Raw genomic sequence first — 18,018 nt, 5'->3', positions numbered from 1 at the left:
GTACCGGCAATCCGCCGGATGAAATTCTCATCCGGCGCTTTCCTCTCCTGTAACATTTGGTTACTCTCATCAACACTGTGATTTAACATCAAAAGGTAACCCGGTGCAGAACTCTTATATGCCGATACAGATCCGTCTGCACTGGCTGGTGGCGATCCTGGTGGTCGTGACCTGCACGACGATTGAGCTGAGAGGGCTTGCCATACCGGGCACCCCAGTGTGGTACGTGCTGGTGGTGACCCACTTCAGCTGCGGAGTGACGGTATTTGTTCTGATGCTCGCCCGCTTGTTTCTGCGCTGGCGCCACACCAGCCCCGCTATCGAGCCGAAACCGGCAAAATGGCAAACCGGCGCGGCGCATCTGGTGCACAGCCTGATTTACCTGCTGCTGCTGACGTTACCGATTCTGGGCGTCTATTCCCGCTATTTGGGGGGAAAGAGTGGTTTTTATTCGGCCTGCCAATGCCGTTCGCCGAGATTGCCGACCGGCCACAGGCGCGAACGATTATCGGCTGGCACAAGACGCTGGCGGCTTTCGGCTATTGGCTGATCGGGCTGCATGCCGCCGCCGCGCTGTTCCATCACTATATCGTTAAGGATAATGCGCTGGTGCGTATGCTGCCTTGGTTGAATCGGCGTTAGCCCGAAATGACAACCCCAACATTGCAATAATAAGCATATAAATATAAGCCATTGGAAATAGTCCATTGGCTTATTAATTTCCAGGCGCCAAACGGTTAGAAAAATTTATATACGCCGAGTTGTATCTATCCCGGATCTTGACTAAGGTTATTCATACAAAATATAAGCCCATGGGCTGACAGAGTTCCGTAAGAAAAAATTTTTATCCACTCATTGCATTTATCTTAAAAAACGCCAGTTGTTTTTAAAGTCTGCTATGCCATGCCCAATGACGGCACAGGGCCACATAGTGCTACCCATGATTTCATTAATTCAATTCTATCGGCTACACACACGGAAAAGTTAATCCAACTTTTCCAAACTTAAAAGTCAGGAGAAGAGTAATGAAAATAATGACTGGCGTTATTTTACCTACGATTGCTGCCATCACGATGGTCGGCATGGCTCACGCGGCAGACACTAAACAACCGGTGACTGGCAAAGTGCAGGTGACATTGGAACACGTACACGCCGTGCAACAAAACGGCAGCCCCGCCCCGCAGCACGATGCCGCCTGTATGAAAGAACTTTCGATGCCAACCTCCAAGTATGTCGGGATGAAAGTCACCAGCGAATACACCGTCAATACCAGTTCGATGATGATGTCGGCTAAATCCATGCTGCCATCGCCGATGGCCACGCAGCCGCTGGAGCTTACGGTTGATTTATCAGCACTCGGCATAGAAGGGGTTTATGCATTTGGTGCCTTCAAACCCAATGTGTTGCCTAAGGATTATGTTTACTTCACCATCGGCAAAGATTTTAAAAACCCCGTCAGCACCTTTATGATTATTAATGAAGGTAAAGAATATAACTGCGTTATTTCCAGCTCAAACAAGGCGATGAGTAAAGAAGAGCGCAGTCATCTTATGGTTAAAAAATAATTTTTATATTTATTAGAAAATAGTGGGATCGGCGGGAAGGGTTAACCGCCGCCCCATTATTTTATCTTCTGTTTTCATTATCTTTAATAAACATCTCTGGGTTCTAATAAAGAATGGCCGCTATAGTGAAAGCGGACATCATTGTGCGTGCTGTTCGCTAATTTTGGTTCAAACGACAAGATAAAATCCGCTCATAAAAAGAAGGACGCAGAGTGTAAAATGAATTATAATGATTATCAAACAGATCATAGAAACATTCAGTGATGGCACAAAGACTGCCCACCTAAATTGAATAAAAAAGGACTTTTATCAATGAAAAATCTATTAGCATTCACTTTTACCGATTTAGTTTCATTTATAATCCCCGCTATTATTGGTTTACTCATATTCACCAAAAGACGCAAAAGTAATAAAATTACTGCAAACTGCCTCTTATTATGGTTTTTTTTAATAATTGGATCATTTTGCGAGATCTTAAGTAATATTTACACAACGTATTCATATCGGCACAATCATTTATATAACAATGATAATATTAAAACTATTTTTAATTACGATGTCTCTGGCATTGTTTTTTTTGCAATTGTCATGATTGTTGCTATTATTCTTTTTATTCAGGAGCTACGTCTCAGAAAAATCGTTCGATGAGACCAAGTTGACGGCATGACATTGGTCGTCATGCCGTCAATAATATGATGGCGTGATGGTCGCTAAAAATGCAATATGATTGCTGGCATAAGGCGATATTGAATAATATAAACCAAGGGTCGGCTTTTAGCACAAAGCGGACAGGTCCGAAGAACATGACGTCTACAATGCACGAAGTGCGGACGTTGACTGACTGTAACGTCCGTAAGAGTTGATAGAAACTGCAGCAGGTGAGTATTCCTAAGGCATCATGAGCATCTTAAATGCATATCACAAGATCGATATACATAGACATTCTTACACTTCATTTATAGCGCTACCTTCAATGAAGGTTTTCCTAGCAACATTACCAACGACATTGGTCGAAATACCATCAAACGTACCACCAATAACGCCGCCCACGAGTGGAATCATTTTACCTAAGTTGATCGCACCTTTTTCACCAAATTTAGTTAGCAGTCTAAAACCAACCCGTTTGTTAATTGCGAAAATCGTTTCCTTCGATATGCTTTTAATTAACTGAGTGGACATCTTCGAGCCAATAATGATCCCTGTTCCTTTAAGGATATCTTTTGCAGCATTACCAGCTAAGCATGAGTACACTAGAGCTTTGACACGATCATCTTTCACATCATATCCTCCCATGATAGCAATTGCTGTTATCATGCGGATTTGGACATAAATCACGGTTGCAATGCTTGCTGGAATTGCAACAGGCATAGTAATTATCCCCCCAAGCCCGGAAACAAACCCAGTAGTCGCAGATTTGGTGTTTTGCCATCTGATGAGAGAATTAACCTTATCCGCTAAGTCCGCCTCACCCTTTTGGTAGTTTTCAGCCATTTCATAAGAAGAATCCGTTCCCGGAATAGTACCATCCAATGCTTTATCGTAAGCCCAATTAAGGGCTACCATTATTTTTCCTTCGCTAAGTTTTTCAGCCATTTTATTTCCTATTAAAATAGAAATGAAGAGTTATAAGCTTATCGACCACGATTTGATTTTCTTGATATTTAAATTATTCTTAGGCTGTTTTTTTACTCTTGGCCGCCAGTCGTTATGCCCCTTTTTGGCACCAAGCTGACTGTCAGATTAGGTTTCGCTGAGGCCTGCAACAATGCCAGTTCTGGTATGAACCAGCATACAAAAAGGGCGCAGCATGCTGCGCCCCTACATGAAATCTCAACGCCATACTAAACGTTAACTGCGAACCAAATCGTCGCCGTAGCCGATCCACTTGTAGGTGGTCAGAGCGTCCAGGCCCATTGGACCGCGGGCATGCAGTTTCTGCGTGCTGACCGCCACTTCTGCACCCAGACCGAACTGGCCGCCGTCGGTGAAGCGGGTGCTGGCATTCACATACACCGCGCTGGAGTCCACCGCACGCACAAAGTGCTCGGCGCTGCTCAGTGAACGGGTGAGGATCGCGTCGGAGTGGCTGGTGCCGTGGGTACGGATATGGTCGATGGCCTGATCGATATCGTCCACCAGCGCCACGTTCAGATCCAACGACAGCCATTCGTCGTCATAATCTTCTGCCGCCACCGCCACCACCGTTGCCGGGCCGTCTTGCAGCAGCGGCATGGCATTCTCCGCCGCGTGCAGGGTAACCCCCACCGCCGCCATTCTGGCACTCAGCGCCGGCAGGAACTCTGCGGCGATGCTGCGGTTCACCAGCAGCGTTTCCAGCGAGTTACAGGCGCTTGGGCGCTGAATTTTGGCGTTCTCTATCACCGTCAGCGCCTTGTCGAAATCAACGCTGTCATCAACGTAGGTGTGGCAAACGCCGATACCGCCAGTGATCACCGGGATGGTCGACTGTTCGCGACACAGCTTGTGCAGACCCGCGCCACCGCGTGGGATCAGCATATCGACATAGCGATCCAGGCGCAGCAGTTCATTCACCAACGCGCGATCCGGGCTGTCGATAGCCTGCACCGCCGCCGCCGGCAGGCCGCACTGTTCCAGCGCCTGCTGGATCACCTTCACCGTCGCCTGATTGGTGTGGTGGGTTTCTTTACCGCCGCGAAGGATCACCGCGTTGCCGGTTTTCAGGCACAGGCTAGCAACGTCGATGGTGACGTTTGGCCGTGCTTCATAAATCACGCCAATCACGCCCAACGGCACGCGACGGCGTTCCAGTTTCAGCCCGCTGTCCAGCAGGCTACCGTCCAACACGTGACCGACCGGGTCGTTTAAACGACATACCTGGCGCACATCGTTGGCGATCGCCGCCAGTCGCGCCGGGGTCAGTAGCAGGCGATCGAGCAGCGCTTCGGTCATCCCGCTGGCGCGTGCCTGCGCCATGTCCTGTTCATTAGCCTGTAAAATCACTTCGCTTTCGGCTTCCAGCCGATCGGCGATAACCGACAACACCTGGTTTTTCTTCGCCGTGCTCAGCACCGCCAGTTGCCAGGAAGCCTGTTTGGCGCCTTTCCCCATTTGCTCTAGCATGCTCACTCCTTAACTGACTATCATATCGTCACGGTGCACTGCTACCGGGCCATATTCATAACCGAGAATTTCGCTGATTTCCTGCGAGTGATGGCCGGCAATCATGCGCATCGCGTCGCTATTATAGCGGCTGACGCCGTGGGCCAAATCGCGCCCCGCCAGATTGCGGATGCGGATCACTTCACCGCGGGAGAAATCACCTTTCACTTCGCGAATGCCCTTCGGCAACAGTGAACTGCCGCGCGCCATAATCGCATCGACCGCGCCGTCGTCGACGGTGATCTCACCGGCCGGCGGTGCGCCGAAGATCCAGCGTTTGCGGTTTTCCAACGGGGTTTCCAGCGCGTGGAAACGCGTGCCCACCGGTTTACCCTCAATAACGTCCGCCACCACGCCCGGCTTGCTGCCGGCAGCAATGATCACGTCGATGCCGGCGCGACAAGCCACGTCGGCAGCTTGCAGTTTAGTGCCCATGCCGCCGGTGCCCAGGCCGGAAACGCTGTCACCGGCAATGGCGCGCAGCGCATCGTCGATGCCATGCACTTCGCGGATCAGTTCCGCCTGCGGGTTATTACGTGGGTCGGCGGTGTACAGGCCTTGCTGATCGGTCAGCAACAGCAATTTGTCTGCCCCGGCCAGGATCGCCGCCAGCGCCGACAGGTTGTCGTTGTCGCCCACCTTGATTTCTGCGGTCGCTACCGCGTCGTTCTCATTGATTACCGGCACGATACGGTTGTCCAGCAGCGCGGTCATGGTGTCACGCGCGTTGAGGAAGCGTTCGCGGTCTTCCAGATCGGCACGCGTCAGCAACATCTGCCCGACGTGGATGCCGTAAATGGAAAACAGTTGCTCCCACAGTTGGATCAGCCGGCTCTGCCCGACCGCCGCCAGCAGCTGCTTGGAGGCGATGGTGGCGGGGAGTTCGGGGTAACCCAAATGTTCGCGCCCGGCGGCAATCGCGCCGGAGGTGACGATAACGATGCGGTGACCCGCTGCATGCTGTTGTGCGCACTGGCGTACCAGTTCGACAATATGAGCACGGTTAAGACGCAGCGATCCGCCGGTCAACACGCTGGTGCCCAATTTCACAACCAGTGTCTGGCTGCCGTTCATAGTATTTCTGCCGTGTAAGATGAGAAGAATAATGCAAAGGACTTTGTAACAGGAGAGACGCGTTATGCCAACAGGCACAACGCGAAATCAGCAGAATACTTGTGGTCTAACGGGGTCAGGCGGAAAGTTTAATCAGTTTTTCTTTGAAATTCTCGGCCGGTTCAAGCGTCAGTTCCATGGTGGTCAGCAGCTCGCCCAGACGACGGTGGAAATCACGCAGGGTGGTTTCCAACTTGGTTTTCACTTCAGCATCTTTAATCTTTTCCGGCGTCCAGTGCCCATCTTTATCAAACAGGCCAAACTGATAGGCGTAGGTGAAACGCGTATCTTCGGCATGCAGTTCGATCCACCAACCCCAGAACTCGCGCTTCTCTGGAGCGGGCTTAACATTGACGCACACGGCTAAACAATCAAAGAAAAAACGGTCGTTCTCACACTGCCCTTCACGCAGGTACGGCCCCAAGCTGGCGAAACGTTTCATTAGTCGGCTTTTAGGGTGACCACTCGGTAACGTCATTCTTTAACCTCCTCAATGTAGACCACTCTTTTTAACAAACTGTTAAAATTTAGCAACTAATTAACGCATTTTATCTTTCATCCAGTGGGTCATTTGCAGCAACGCCTTGTGGAAACTGCTGTAGACAGGGGCGCGCGGTATGGCGATCAGTTTGCCGTCCAGCGAGGATGATGCGATCAGCTGCGCTTCTTCTTTCGGGCTGAGCGGATCCTGATCCCAGTAACCGGCCAGCATTGGCGTCGGGCAACGGCGGCCCAACAGCCCTTGGGTTTTCAGCGAATAGCTGTTCAGTTCCACCTTCAGCACGTTATCCGACGCGTTGGCCATCCCCATCCGGCTGGCCAGCACATCCATGTACATGTCCGGCACATGCTGTTGCGTTTTGCTGTCGCACAGCAGGCGATGCACCACCGGCCCCAGACAAGCCACGCCCCGCAGCCGCTGTGGCTCCAGATAGGCCAGGCGTACCGCCACGTTGGCACCAAAACGGAAGCCAAACGCGGTGACGCGCTGATGATCGACCCACGGCACCGAAGCCAGCTGGATCAGCACCTGCTGATGCAGGAAGCTGGAATCTTGCGTCAGCTTCCACTTGTATGAAGAGCCGATGGAAGGCATATCGATGGTCAGCATGGCGATGCCGTGCGGTGCCAGATAATCGCGGAACAGGCGGTGGTAGTCAGTTTGCAGCGTGTCCAGGCTGCCGCACATCAACACCGTCGGGAACGGGGCCTCGCCCTTTTCCGGCAGGTGCAGGAAACCATTGATGCTGCTGCCGCCCTCAATGCGGAACTCCAGCTCTTTCAACTGATAAGGCAGCAACAGCGCGGCTTCTTCGTAAGCCCGACAGGAGAGCGCTTCGGCCTGCTCGGCCAGTTCGTCCCCTTTCAGGTGCGGGTAGCCAGCGATGCTGTAAAAATTGGCGGCGTTGAGCCAGTGCTGACCGCCGATCAAAGGATCCTGCTGTTCCAACGCGCTCTGTTGCCAGCGCATGCCCTGGTGAACCCATTCGTAAATCCAGTTGCCGTTACGGTAACCGACCACGGTATCCAGCCATTTGTCGTTGGTGTGCTCCACATCGGCGACTGCGATGCGCGCCAGCACTTCGTTGATTTCGATCGGATCAACGCCGCGCCAGGCCCACAACAGCGGGTTAAGCATGCGATACCAGTTGCTGACGGTGTTGCCTTCCAGCGTGGAATGCAGATCTGCGCTGACTTTGTTGCGCGCGCGCATCACCAGCGTCGAGGTCTCAGGATGTTTAAATGAGGGTTTGAACAGAATTTCAGAAAGGTTGGCTTGTGCCATGGTAACAACAGCCTCCGTAAATCTGGCTATAGGCCGCAAACAGCCTAATCAACTGGAGGTAGTGTACCTAACTCTGGGGCGATAAACCAAAATAACGAAAACGCCCGGCGAAACCGGGCGTTTTAATGGAACAGCCTGTCGAACTTAACGACCGCCGATCGGTGGTACGAAGGTCACCGCCATGTCCCATGGCTGTTCGATCCAGGTATCCTGTGGGATATCAACCACATAATCGTCCACCAGCGGGCGACCTGCCGGCTTGGCGAAGATGGTGACGAAATGCGCTTTCGGGTACATCTCGCGGATCGCTTTTGCAGTACCACCGGTATCCACCAGATCGTCGATGACGATAAAGCCTTCGCCGTCGCCTTCAGCGCGCTTGAGCACTTTCATTTCGCGTTGGTTGTCATGGTCATAGCTGGAAATGCACACGGTATCCACATGGCGAATACCCAGTTCACGCGCCAGTAAGGCTGCCGGCACCAGGCCGCCGCGGCTTACGGCAATAATGCCTGTCCATTGGTCTACGGGCAGCAGGCGGTGAGCCAGTTTGCGCGCTTGCATTTGCAGCATGTCCCAGGTAACAACGTATTTTTCGCTCATAGAATGGTGTCCCAGCCAGCCAGGGTGTGGCTTATTCAGTAATCAGGGGAAAAAAGGTTGCGCGAGATTATAGAGACTGGGCGCGCCGAATACCAGTTGTACCGTGGAAATCATAAGTATTTCCTCTGGTGATTGATGCTGAAAAAATGAACTGCAGCGCAGCAAACTAGTGTGATCAAGCGCTTAAACAGCACAATTCGGGACGGGCACCGCCCGGTAGAAAGTGATATTCTCTGGAGATCGTGCCAAAACCGCACAGATGCCCCTAACCCTAACCGAGCGGTATTCCCGCTATGCCGTGAATGCCGTTACAGGAGACTTATTGTGTCTGAATTGTCTCAACTTTCGCCACAGCCGCTGTGGGATATTTTTGCCAAAATCTGCTCTATTCCACACCCTTCTTATCATGAAGAAGCGCTGGCGCAGCACATCCTCGAATGGGCCAAAGAGAAAAACCTGCACGCCGAGCGTGACCAGGTAGGCAATATCCTGCTGCGCAAGCCGGCCACCAAAGGCATGGAAAACCGCAAGCCGGTTGCCCTGCAGGCGCACCTGGACATGGTGCCGCAGAAGAATAACGACACCGTGCACGACTTCACCAAGGATCCGATTCAGCCGTATATCGACGGTGAGTGGATCAAAGCGCGCGGCACCACGCTGGGCGCCGACAACGGCATCGGCATGGCCTCCGCGCTGGCTGTGCTGGCAGACGACAGCGTCGAGCACGGTCCGCTGGAAGTGCTGCTGACCATGACCGAAGAAGCCGGCATGGACGGTGCGTTCGGGCTGCAGGCTAACTGGCTGCAGGCGGATATCCTGATCAACACCGATTCCGAAGAAGAAGGCGAGATCTACATGGGTTGCGCCGGCGGTATTGATTTCATCACCACCCTGCCGCTGCAGCGTGAAGCCGTACCGGCCGGTTACCAGACCCTGAAGCTGACGATCAAGGGCCTGAAAGGCGGCCACTCCGGCGCGGATATTCACGTCGGCCTGGGCAACGCCAACAAACTGCTGGCGCGCTTCCTGTTTGATAATGCCGTGGCGTTGAATCTGCGCGTACTGGACCTGAACGGCGGCACCCTGCGCAACGCCATCCCGCGTGAAGCTTCTGCCGTGGTTGCCGTACCGGCAGCTAAGGCCGATGAGCTCAAAGCACTGAGCCAGGCGTTCCTGGCCACCCTGCAAAATGAGCTGTCCGCTAAAGAAAAGAACATCACCGTTCTGCTGGAGCCAACCACCAGCACGTCTCAGGCGATGACCGCAGACAGCCAACTGCGTTTCCTGGCACTGCTCAACGGCACGCCAAACGGTGTGATCCGCATGAGCGACGCGGTGAAAGGCGTGGTGGAAACCTCACTGAACGTGGGCGTAGTGACCACCAGCGACAGCGAAGCAGAAATCATCTGCCTGATCCGTTCGTTGATCGACAGCGGTAAAGATTACGTGGTCGGCATGCTGACCGCGCTGGGCCAGTTGGCCAACGCCAAAGTGGCCCCGAAAGGCGGCTACCCTGGCTGGCAACCGGACGCTGACTCACCGGTCATGCATTTGGTACGCGAGATCTATCAGGATCTGTTCAACAAGACGCCAAACATCATGGTGATCCACGCGGGGCTGGAATGCGGCCTGTTTAAAAAGCCGTACCCGAATATGGATATGGTGTCGATTGGGCCGACCATCACCGGGCCACACTCGCCGGATGAGCAGGTGCATATCGAAAGCGTGGGCCTGTACTGGAAACTGCTGACGGCACTGCTGAAGGCTATCCCAGAGCGCGCGTAATTTGCCGGGTTCGGTGTACTGAACCCTAAAAAATACCGGGCTGTGCAAGCAAGGGCGCAATATTGCATTGCGCCCTTGTTATTCCCACGGCAGCAACAGCTGGCGCTCAAGCTGCGGATCCAGCAGCGTCACGTGCAAGCCTACCAGCCGCACCCCACGCCCTTCACGTCTTTCGCTCCATGCCTGACGCGCTACATTGATCAAATCGTCTTTATTCAGTACTGGCCAAACGTGTTCCTGGGTTGTTTGCTGGAAATCCTGAAACTTCAGCTTTACGCCTTGGCGGGCGATATGCAGATCCGGTTTTACCTTGCGCAAGCGCATTTCCAGTTCCGGATACAGTTTGTCGACGATCAGCGCTTCGCACTCTTCCCAGGCATGAATGTCCTCCGCCAGCGTGCGTTCTACCCCCACCGACTTGCGCAGCCGCTCTGGCGAAACCTCACGCAGATCGATGCCCTGACAGCGTTCCCAAAGTACGCGGCCAAATTTGCCAAAGCGCTTTAACAACGCCGCAAGATCGTACTGCTGCACGTCGGCGCAGGTGATCAACCCCACTTCTTCCAACCGTTTGGCGGTCACTTTTCCCACGCCCGGGATTTTACTCAGCGGCAGTTGCTGTAAAAATGCGGGTACCTGCGCCGGAGTAATAACGTATTGGCCGTTCGGCTTATTCAGCTCCGAGGCGATTTTGGCGAGGAATTTGATGGGCGCGACACCGGCAGACGCGGTGAGGTTCAGTTCATCGGCTATCGCCTGGCGGATTTGTTCGGCGATCAGCGTCGCCGAGCCGTTGCACTGGCTGCAGTCAGTGACGTCCAGATAGGCTTCATCCAGAGACAGCGGTTCGATCAACGGGGTGTAGCGGGCAAAAATTTCACGGATATGCAGCGAGGCTTCCTTGTACGCCGCCATGCGGCCGGGCAGCAGCTTAAGGTGCGGGCAAAGCTTGAGCGCCATCGCCGTCGACATGGCACTGTGTACGCCATAGCGACGTGCAGGATAGTTGGCGGTGCTGATCACCCCACGCCGGTCGGCGCTGCCGCCAATCGCCAACGGAATATCGCGCAGGCTGGGATCGTCGCGCATTTCTACCGCCGCGAAGAAGCAGTCCATATCGACATGAATGATTTTACGCATCGCCCCTCCAATAATACTGTATAAGTATACAGCCAATAATGGAAAGCTCAAGCCTCGGCAAAACTCGGATCAGCTCGGATAAAACAGGGTTTCACCCAATTATCTTCGACTTGTTAAAAAAGCGTAATTTTTGAATAGTACGCTGTGGCAAATTAATCGCCTCAGTTATTGATAACAATAAACCTTGCACAGGAAGGTGCCCTACATGAAAGCATTATCGGTCTATTTATTCGCTTCAGCATTATCCCTGATATCCCTTGCCGCGAGCGCAGCCCCTGCCATTATTGCGCACCGCGGTGGCACTGCCGACGCACCTGAAAACACTCGCGTCGCAATTGAAACCGCACTGAAAAACGGCGCCGACGCCATTTGGATCACGCTGCAGGAATCCAAAGACGGCGTTATCGTGCTATACCGTCCCTCAGACCTGAAAGCGCTGACCAACCAACAGGGCCTGGTCTCCGCTTACACCGCCGAACAACTGGCGAAAGTTGACGCCGGCTGGTCATTCGCCAAAGGGGAAACGCACCCGTTCCGGGGGAAAGGCATTGGCATTCCTCGGCTGGATGAAATACTCAACGACTTCCCCAAGGTCAATTTCTATCTGGACATCAAGTCACCGGATGCCAATCCGGCCCAGTTCGGTAAAACCTTGCTGGCAACCCTGGAAAAAACCGACAGCCTGAACCGCACCCGCGTTTACTCCACCGATGCCAAATATTTGCAGGCGCTACCGCCGACTATCAAGCGTTTCGAAACCCGCGATGAAACCCGCGACCTGCTGGCGAATATCAGCCTGTCGCACCTGTGCGAACTGAAGCCGGATAACCAGAAGCCGCGCTGGTACGGGTTGGAACTGAAACGGGAAGTGGAAGTGGTGGAGAAATTTACCCTGGGCGAGGGGCGCTCCAAGGCGTTTCTGACCTGGGATAAAGAATCGATCGACTGCTTCCGTTCGCAAGGCCCAGCGCACATCATTCTGTTTGGTATTAACACCCCGGCAGACTACCAGCAGGCGCTGGCGCTTGGGGTAGACGGGGTGATGGTCAACTCACCGGCCGATGCGAAAAACTTTCGCCAGGCCAAATAACCGATAAAAAAAGGGGCGCTGCATGCGCCCCTTGTAGTCAGATAATCCGGTGCTTTTCCAGCTGCTGCTGGCGCAACGCCTCTTTCTCCAGGCGTTTTTTACGCGCATCGCAAGGTTCCGGACAGTCGCAGACCTTATCCATCCCCAGCGCCGTAATGCCGCCGCAGCTGCCCTGCAGGCTTTTACGTTTAAACACGTAGCCCAGGGACATGCCGCCGACAATCAGCAGAAACAACACGAAGGTGGCGACAAATACCGTCAACATAGCGACCTCACGAGTGCTTGTTCAAATAGGGTTTAAACGCCTCAGAGTAGCGTTCTTCAAAACCGGCGGCGGTTTTCACAATCATGAACACCGGGATCCCCATCAGGTTCGCCAATGCCATGCCGCGTTCCGGCCCCAGTACGTTTAATCCGGTCGACAAACCGTCTGCAGCCATACAGGTTGGGCTCAACACCGTGACCGACACCAGATGGTGATGGATCGGCCGGCCGGTGATCGGATCTATGGTATGCGAATAACGCACGCCGTCCTGTTCGAAATAGTTACGGTAATCCCCCGAGGTGGCTATCGACATCTCACCGGGCTGGATCACCAATTGCGCTTTCTGCTCCATGCCGGCGGTCGGCCGCTCAATGGCGATGCGCCACGGTTTTTTCTCACCGTTGTGGCCGCGAGTGCGCACCTCGCCGCCAATATCGACCATATAGTTTTTCACCTGCTGCGACTGCAGGTACTGGGCAATCACATCCACCCCGTACCCCTTGGCGATCGAGGAAAGATCGACATACAGCTCCGGAATGCGTTTGACCAACGCGTTGCCCTGTACCGACAGCTTGTCGATACCGGTCCAGGCGCGGCGCTGTTCCAGTGCGGCGGCGCTCGGTACCTTGTCCGGCCGCCCTTCCGGCCCGAAGCCCCACAGGTTAACCAACGGCCCGACGGTCACGTCCAGCGCGCCGTCGGTAACGCGGTTGATACGCAGCGCCTCCAGCACCACTTCTGCCGTCGCGGCCGACACCGGGAAGGGTTTATCCACTGCGCGACTTGCGTTGAAGCGGCTCAGTTCCGAGCCAGGACGATAGGTGGACATTTGGTCGTTCACCAACTCCAACCGTTTGTCGATCTCCGCCTGTATCTTGGCGGCGGACGGCGTGTCGTCGCCGGTGACGTAGCGGATCGAATAGGAGGTCCCCATGGTTTTACCCTCGAGATTCACCTGCTCCGGCCCGCAACCGGTCAATAACAGGGTGGCGCTCAGCACCACCGTCGTCATCCAGCCCTTCATTGCCCCTACGCGCATTTAGCCACCAAAGTCATCCAGCATGATATTTTCGTCTTCGACGCCCAGATCTTTCAGCATTTTGATCACCGCGGCGTTCATCATTGGCGGACCGCACATGTAGAATTCGCAGTCTTCCGGCGCCGGGTGGTTGCGCAGATAGTTTTCCAACAGAACATTATGGATAAAGCCGGTGTAACCCGTCCAGTTATCCTCTGGCTGCGGATCGGAAAGCGCCACGTGCCAGGTAAAGTTTTCATTCTCTTCCTGCAACCGATTGAAATCGTCCTCGTAGAACATCTCACGCAGCGAACGCGCGCCGTACCAGAAGGTGATTTTGCGCTTGGACTTCAGGCGATTGAGCTGGTCAAAGATGTGTGAACGCATCGGTGCCATGCCGGCACCACCGCCGATAAAGATCATTTCGGCGTCGGTATCCTTGGCAAAGAACTCGCCGAATGGCCCGGAGATGGTCACCTTGTCACCGGCCTTCAGCGACCAGATATAGGAAGACATAATGCCCGGTGGCACGTCAGGATCGCGCGGCGGTGGCGTAGCGATACGCACGTTGAGCATGATAATGCCCTTTTCATCCGGATAGTTCGCCATGGAATAAGCGCGCACCGTGGTGTCATTCACCACTGAGCGATAGCGGAACAGGTTGAATTTGTCCCAGTCGCCGCGGTACTCCTCCGGCACATCGAAATCGGCATAGCTGATGTCGTGCGCCGGCGCCTCGATCTGAATAAAACCACCGGCACGGAACGGCACGTCTTCACCGTCAGGAATTTTCAGCTTCAGCTCTTTGATAAAGGTGGCTTTGTTATCGTTGGAGATAACTTCGCACTCCCACTTCTTCACGCCAAAGATTTCTTCCGGCAGCTCGATTTTCAGGTTTTGCTTCACGTTCACCTGACAGGCCAGGCGGCAACCCTCTTTCGCTTCACGCTTGTTGATGTGCGACAGTTCAGTCGGCAGGATATCGCCGCCGCCCTCTTTGATCACCACCCGACATTGCCCGCAGGAACCGCCGCCGCCACAGGCGGACGAAACGAAGATCCCCTGGCTGGAGAGCATATTCAGCAGCTTGTCGCCCGCCGGAGCGGTAAAGCTTTTGTCCAAATCGCCATTCACTTCCACCGCAATATCGCCGGTGTTCACCAGCTTCGATTTGGCGAACAAGATCAGCAGTACCAGCACCATAACGATGGCGGTAAACATCGCGACGCCTAAAATAATTTCCATAAATTCTTCCCGCCTTTACAACTGAACACCGGAGAAGGACATAAAGCCCAACGCCATCAGCCCGGTGGTGATAAAGGTAATGCCCAGGCCGCGCAACCCTGCGGGGACATTGGCATACTTGAGTTTTTCGCGGATCCCCGCCATCGCGACTATCGCCAACATCCAGCCCGTGCCGGAACCGAAGCCGTACACCACCGATTCGGCGAAGTTGTAGTCACGTTGCACCATGAAGGACACACCGCCGAAGATGGCGCAGTTCACGGTGATCAGCGGCAGGAAAATGCCGAGTGCGTTGTACAGCGACGGGAAGAAGCGATCGAGGATCATCTCCAGAATCTGCACCAGCGCAGCAATCACGCCAATAAAGGTGATGAAGTTGAGGAAGCTCAGATCAACGCCTTCCACCAGCGCGCCATCACGCAGGATCAGGTTGTAGACCAGGTTGTTCACCGGCACGGAGATGCCGAGCACCAGGGTAACCGCAATCCCCAAACCAAAGGCGGTCGAGACCTTCTTCGATACCGCCAGGAAGGTACACATCCCCAGGAAGAACGCCAACGCCATGTTCTCTACGAACACTGCGCGTACAAACAGGCTGATATAATGTTCCATCGGCCATTACTCCTTTTCGATCTGCGCTGGTTTCAGGGTGCGGAGCGCCCATATCAGCAGGCCGATGATAAAGAACGCGCTCGGTGCCAACAGGAACAAACCGTTTGGCTGATACCAACCGCCGTTCTGTACCGTTTCCAGCACCGGGATGCCGAACAGCTTGCCGGAACCGAACAGCTCACGCAGGAAGCCAACCAGCACCAGGATCACCCCGTACCCCAGCCCATTGCCGATACCGTCCATGAAACTCTCGATGGGCGGCGACTTCATGGCATAGGCTTCGGCGCGCCCCATCACGATACAGTTGGTGATGATCAGGCCAACGAACACCGACAGCTGTTTGGAAATCTCGAACGCATAGGCGCGCAGCAGCTGATCGACCACGATCACCAGCGAGGCGATAATCGCCATCTGCACGATAATGCGCACGCTGTTCGGAATATGGTGACGGATCAACGAAATAAAGAAGCTGGAAAACGCCGTAACCAGCGTTACCGCGATGGTCATCACCACCGCCGTTTCCAGCTTGGTAGTCACCGCCAGCGCGGAGCAGACGCCCAACACCTGCAGGGCAATCGGGTTGTTGTCGAACAGAGGCCCTAAAAGGACCCGTTTAATCTCTTTGGAATCAGCCATTTTTCAGCGCTCCTTCACGAACTTTTTTCAGGAACGGGCCAAAGCCGTGCTCGCCCAACCAGAAGTCAAAAGTATGCTGCACGCCGTTGGAGGTCAGCGTGGCGCCGGACAAGCCGTCCACCCCGTGTTCATCTCCCTGACGCGCCCCGCCTTTCACTACGCGGATCGCCGGTTGCCCGTTATCGTCAAACAGCTTTTTACCGACCCACTGCTGGCGCCAGCTGGCATTCTCAACCTCACCACCCAGACCCGGGGTTTCCCCTTGCTGGTAGTAAGTAATGCCTTTCACCGTGTTACCGTCATTATCCAGCGCAACAAAGGCGTACATCATTGACCACAGGCCCGTGCCGTAAACCGGCAGCACAATTTTGTTCACCGCGCCGCTGTCGTCACGCACCAGATAGATTTCCGCCTGGTTACTGCGGCGTTTGATGCCCGCCGGATCGTCAGCCGCCGGCAACGCCGCACTTTTGCTGTCATCACGCAATGCCGCAGCCAGATCGAACGCCGCGGCCTTGCCGGTAACAAACTCACCGCTGTTTAAATCCAGCAACCGGGGTTCGATGCGTTGGGTGAACAGCGTTTTGACCTGCTCGCCCTCCATTTTCGGTTGCAGCAGGCCGGCCACGTCGAGGATATTGCGCTGCTTGTCGAGCAGCTTTTGTTCCTGCTGTTTGGACTTCAGGCCGACGGCGGAACCCGCCACCACCACAGAACACACCAGGCACAACAGCAGTACCACCAGCAGCGTTTTACCGATGCTGTCGTTTTTAGATTCATTCGCCACGGGCTTTTCTCCGCTTGATGTTGGCCTGCACCACCAGATAATCGAACAGCGGCGCGAACAGGTTGGCGAACAGGATCGCCAGCATCATGCCTTCCGGATAGGCCGGATTGACCACCCGGATCAGCACGCACATCACGCCAATCAGGATGCCGTACCACCATTTCCCCTTATTGGTGAACGAGGCGGAAACCGGATCGGTGGCCATAAAGATCATGCCGAAGGCGAAACCACCTAACACCAGGTGCCAGTACCACGGCATGGCGAACAGCGGGTTAGTAGTAGAACCGATGGAATTAAACAGGAAGGCGGTAGCCATCATGCCCAGCATCACGCCGGCGACGATGCGCCAGGATGCCACACGGCCGAACAGAATTATCGCCCCGCCAAGCAGGATCATCAGCGTGGAAACTTCGCCGACGGAGCCGGGAATGTTGCCGAGAAACGCGTCCATCCAGCTGATTGACTGGCCGGTAGCGACGTTGCTCAGACTGTGCGCCCCACCCGCGCTCCATTGCGCCAGCGGCGTTGCGCCGGAGAAACCGTCGGCGGAGGTCCACACCAGGTCACCGGAAATCTGCGCCGGATAAGCGAAGAACAGGAAAGCGCGCCCCGCCAATGCCGGGTTAAGGAAGTTGCGCCCGGTGCCGCCGAAAATCTCTTTCGCCACCACCACGCCGAAGGTAATCCCCAGCGCGGCCTGCCACAGCGGCAGCGTGGGCGGCACAATCAGCGCAAACAGAATCGAGGTAACAAAGAAACCTTCGTTAATCTCGTGCTTGCGAATGATAGCGAACAATACTTCCCAAAATCCGCCGACCAGAAACACCACGGCGTATATCGGCAGGAAGTAGCAGGCACCCAGCACCATTTTGCTGACCCAGCCGGCGTCCGCCGCCAAAGAAGCCCCCAACCATTGCGCCAGCCGGTAGTGCCAGTCGCCCGCCAATACCTGTTGCAGCTGATCGCCGCTGTAGAGGTGATGCAGCGCCGGAATGGCCTGTTGGCCAACGTTGTACATACCCCAGAACATCGCCGGGAAAACGGCCAGCCATACCAGGATCATCATACGTTTCAGATCGATGGCGTCGCGCACGTGCGAAGCGCCGCGTGTCACCAAACCCGGGGTGTAAAACACCGTCGTCGTGGCTTCAAACAGCGGGTACCACTTTTCCAGCTTGCCGCCCGGAGTGAAGTGATGCTCGATTTTGTCAAAAAAGTTCTTCAGGCCCATC

Annotated in this window: 17 protein-coding genes and 1 pseudogene; 4 read left to right on the top strand and 14 right to left on the bottom strand. The window is 54.6% G+C overall.

Annotated elements, in window-relative coordinates; genetic code table 11:
- Positions 1-118 precede the first annotated feature (118 nt).
- Positions 119-642: pseudogene (gene cybB / locus EBA31_RS03645) on the top strand (cytochrome b561).
- 383 nt (positions 643-1,025) lie between these two features.
- On the top strand, positions 1,026-1,565 hold the full coding sequence (locus EBA31_RS03640) for a hypothetical protein (RefSeq protein ID WP_115059946.1): 540 nt from the start codon (positions 1,026-1,028) through the stop codon (positions 1,563-1,565).
- Between the two features lie 945 nt (positions 1,566-2,510).
- Here the strand turns inward: EBA31_RS03640 and EBA31_RS03630 are convergent.
- The 6 genes from EBA31_RS03630 to gpt all read right to left on the bottom strand — a co-directional run bounded on the left by EBA31_RS03630 (position 2,511) and on the right by gpt (position 8,208).
- Positions 2,511-3,158: an EcsC family protein gene (locus EBA31_RS03630; RefSeq protein ID WP_046374419.1), complete on the bottom strand. Its 648-nt coding sequence runs from the start codon at positions 3,156-3,158 to the stop codon at positions 2,511-2,513.
- Between the two features lie 255 nt (positions 3,159-3,413).
- Positions 3,414-4,667, bottom strand: coding sequence for a glutamate-5-semialdehyde dehydrogenase (gene proA, locus EBA31_RS03625; RefSeq protein WP_162302864.1), 1,254 nt, complete (start codon positions 4,665-4,667; stop codon positions 3,414-3,416).
- A gap of 9 nt (positions 4,668-4,676) precedes the next feature.
- Positions 4,677-5,780 (bottom strand): glutamate 5-kinase, encoded by a 1,104-nt coding sequence (proB, locus tag EBA31_RS03620; protein WP_020825379.1) that lies wholly within the window; start codon positions 5,778-5,780, stop codon positions 4,677-4,679.
- Positions 5,781-5,895: 115 nt separating this feature from the next.
- Positions 5,896-6,297 (bottom strand): sigma factor-binding protein Crl, encoded by a 402-nt coding sequence (crl, locus tag EBA31_RS03615; RefSeq protein ID WP_041414255.1) that lies wholly within the window; start codon positions 6,295-6,297, stop codon positions 5,896-5,898.
- 60 nt (positions 6,298-6,357) lie between these two features.
- Positions 6,358-7,605 (bottom strand): esterase FrsA, encoded by a 1,248-nt coding sequence (gene frsA, locus EBA31_RS03610; protein WP_044548514.1) that lies wholly within the window; start codon positions 7,603-7,605, stop codon positions 6,358-6,360.
- 144 nt (positions 7,606-7,749) lie between these two features.
- Positions 7,750-8,208, bottom strand: coding sequence for a xanthine phosphoribosyltransferase (gene gpt, locus EBA31_RS03605; RefSeq protein WP_044548512.1), 459 nt, complete (start codon positions 8,206-8,208; stop codon positions 7,750-7,752).
- Positions 8,209-8,532: 324 nt separating this feature from the next.
- On the opposite strand from gpt, the gene pepD reads away from it, so the two are divergent.
- Complete coding sequence (gene pepD, locus EBA31_RS03600; RefSeq protein ID WP_122077399.1) at positions 8,533-9,993, top strand: beta-Ala-His dipeptidase; 1,461 nt, start codon at positions 8,533-8,535, stop codon at positions 9,991-9,993.
- A 78-nt stretch (positions 9,994-10,071) separates the two neighbouring features.
- On the opposite strand, the gene dinB is transcribed toward pepD, so the two are convergent.
- Positions 10,072-11,133 (bottom strand): DNA polymerase IV, encoded by a 1,062-nt coding sequence (gene dinB / locus EBA31_RS03595; RefSeq protein WP_046374422.1) that lies wholly within the window; start codon positions 11,131-11,133, stop codon positions 10,072-10,074.
- Positions 11,134-11,338: 205 nt separating this feature from the next.
- Between dinB and EBA31_RS03590 the strand changes: the two genes are divergently transcribed.
- Complete coding sequence (locus EBA31_RS03590) at positions 11,339-12,223, top strand: glycerophosphodiester phosphodiesterase family protein (RefSeq protein ID WP_122077397.1); 885 nt, start codon at positions 11,339-11,341, stop codon at positions 12,221-12,223.
- 37 nt (positions 12,224-12,260) lie between these two features.
- On the opposite strand, the gene nqrM is transcribed toward EBA31_RS03590, so the two are convergent.
- The 7 genes from nqrM to EBA31_RS03555 are packed head-to-tail and all read right to left on the bottom strand — an operon-like array spanning position 12,261 to position 18,017.
- Entirely contained in the window at positions 12,261-12,488 is a 228-nt protein-coding gene (gene nqrM, locus EBA31_RS03585; RefSeq protein ID WP_020825372.1) for a (Na+)-NQR maturation NqrM, read from the bottom strand.
- A gap of 7 nt (positions 12,489-12,495) precedes the next feature.
- The gene (locus EBA31_RS03580) at positions 12,496-13,527 is read right to left on the bottom strand and encodes an FAD:protein FMN transferase (RefSeq protein WP_122077395.1); all 1,032 of its coding nucleotides are present in this window, start codon (positions 13,525-13,527) and stop codon (positions 12,496-12,498) included.
- The gene (nqrF, locus tag EBA31_RS03575; protein ID WP_044548498.1) at positions 13,528-14,751 is read right to left on the bottom strand and encodes an NADH:ubiquinone reductase (Na(+)-transporting) subunit F; all 1,224 of its coding nucleotides are present in this window, start codon (positions 14,749-14,751) and stop codon (positions 13,528-13,530) included.
- Positions 14,752-14,766: 15 nt separating this feature from the next.
- Entirely contained in the window at positions 14,767-15,363 is a 597-nt protein-coding gene (gene nqrE / locus EBA31_RS03570) for an NADH:ubiquinone reductase (Na(+)-transporting) subunit E (protein WP_012005400.1), read from the bottom strand.
- A gap of 6 nt (positions 15,364-15,369) precedes the next feature.
- Complete coding sequence (locus tag EBA31_RS03565) at positions 15,370-15,999, bottom strand: NADH:ubiquinone reductase (Na(+)-transporting) subunit D (RefSeq protein WP_020825369.1); 630 nt, start codon at positions 15,997-15,999, stop codon at positions 15,370-15,372.
- Positions 15,992-16,786 carry a Na(+)-translocating NADH-quinone reductase subunit C gene (locus EBA31_RS03560; protein WP_020825368.1) on the bottom strand — a complete coding sequence of 265 codons (795 nt, stop codon included), beginning with the start codon at positions 16,784-16,786 and terminating at the stop codon, positions 15,992-15,994. Before EBA31_RS03560 ends, EBA31_RS03565 begins: the two co-directional genes overlap by 8 nt.
- The gene (locus EBA31_RS03555; protein ID WP_020825367.1) at positions 16,776-18,017 is read right to left on the bottom strand and encodes an NADH:ubiquinone reductase (Na(+)-transporting) subunit B; all 1,242 of its coding nucleotides are present in this window, start codon (positions 18,015-18,017) and stop codon (positions 16,776-16,778) included. The genes EBA31_RS03560 and EBA31_RS03555 overlap by 11 nt, the downstream gene beginning before the upstream one ends.
- Between the last annotated feature and the right edge of the window lies 1 nt (position 18,018).

The sequence above is a fragment of the Serratia sp. P2ACOL2 genome, from assembly GCF_003691565.1.
Taxonomy (GTDB): Bacteria; Pseudomonadota; Gammaproteobacteria; order Enterobacterales; family Enterobacteriaceae; genus Serratia; species Serratia liquefaciens.
This window is presented reverse-complemented; position numbering and strand designations above follow the sequence as displayed.